Genomic DNA, 1367 nt, shown 5'->3' with positions numbered 1-1367 from the left:
GGGTGCTGGCTGCGGTGCCGGCTACTGCTGCCGGGCAAAGCAGCCGGTGTCGGCTTCGGTGAGGATGCCGAGTTTGACCAGGCGCTTCAGCTTGGCCCGGGTGCCTTCGATGTTGTTCGGCAGCAGTTCGTGGCCGAGGGCCTGGCAGACGTCCTTGGCGCGGAGGGGGCCGGTCGACTCGTTGAAGGCGGCGAGGATGCGCGGGTAGTCCGGGTGCTCGGGCAGCTCGGGTGGGGATGCGGGGAGCCGGTCGGCGAGGCCGGTGACAGTCCTGCGGGTGATCGCGAGGTGCTCGAGGTGTGTCTCGGCCTCCTGCAGTCGGGTCTGCAGGTCGTCGATCTGCGCGCGAAGGTCGTCGGCCAGAGCCTGGGCGGCGTCCTTCTGGAGGTCCAGTGCGTCCAGGAGGGGACGGATGTTCATGCGCGCACCGCCTCTTCGCGCCAGGTGGGAGTGTTCGTGCCGGCGAGGCGGCGGATCATGACGTGGGACATCGCCCAGTAGACGCGGGAGGCGGACGAGGCGGTGCGGTGCTCGTAGTCACGGACCAGGCGCCGGTGCAGTATCAGGATCCCGTAGGTCTGCTCGACCCTCCACCGCTTCGGCTGCGGCAGGAACCCCCGGTGAGCGGGGTCGCGTTCGACGATCTCGACGTCGATGCCCAGGCCGGTGCCGTGTTCGACGACCTGGTTCTTGAAGCCCTGGTCGACCAGGGCTTTGCGGACGGTGCCGCCAGTCTGCTCGGCGACCTGGTCCAGCAGGACCATGCCCGCGGTGTTGTCGTGGGTGTTCGCGGCGAGGACGACGACTGCGATGACCAGGCCGAGGACGTCCACGGCCAGGCCGCGCTTGCGGCCCGGCACCCGCTTGGCCGGATCGTAGCCGGTCGTGGCGGCGGGGACCCCGACGGCCGCGTGGACGCTCTGGGTGTCCAGCACCACCAGGGTCGGGTCCTCTAATCGGCGGGAGCGTTCACGGACCTGGCAGCGCAGGAGTTCATGGATGACCTGATCGGTTCCGTCGTCCCGCCAGGCGGCGAAGTAGTAGTACGTCGCGCTTTTCTGCGGCAGGTCGTGCGGGAGGTAGGCCCATTGGCAGCCGGTCCGCCCCTGGTAGAGGATCGCGTTCACGATCTCCCGCATGTCGTAGGCGCCCTGATGACCGCTGACCGAGCGGTGCCGGTCCTTCCACGCGGTGATCACCGGCTCGATCAACGACCACTGCTCGTCCGATAAGTCGCTGGGATACAGCTTGCGTTCACTCACCCCGCCAACCCCAGCAGACCCCGCACCGCGAACCCGCGGAATTCGCCCCCACCCCACACCATCAGGCGACCACAGAACGACTCAAAGGCTCACGAACCGCCCACT

At 68.5% G+C, this 1367-nt stretch carries 2 protein-coding genes; both read right to left on the bottom strand.

The annotated features are described in order from the left end of the window. Positions 1-21 precede the first annotated feature (21 nt). Complete coding sequence (locus ACO1BR_RS44065; protein ID WP_100606146.1) at positions 22-420, bottom strand: hypothetical protein; 399 nt, start codon at positions 418-420, stop codon at positions 22-24. After that, positions 417-1262 (bottom strand): IS5 family transposase, encoded by an 846-nt coding sequence (locus ACO1BR_RS44060; RefSeq protein ID WP_426800744.1) that lies wholly within the window; start codon positions 1260-1262, stop codon positions 417-419. The genes ACO1BR_RS44065 and ACO1BR_RS44060 overlap by 4 nt, the downstream gene beginning before the upstream one ends. Positions 1263-1367: the final 105 nt, after the last annotated feature.

It is taken from the genome of Streptomyces sp. YGL11-2, from assembly GCF_050054615.1.
In the GTDB taxonomy this organism is placed as follows: domain Bacteria; phylum Actinomycetota; class Actinomycetes; order Streptomycetales; family Streptomycetaceae; genus Streptomyces.
This window is presented reverse-complemented; position numbering and strand designations above follow the sequence as displayed.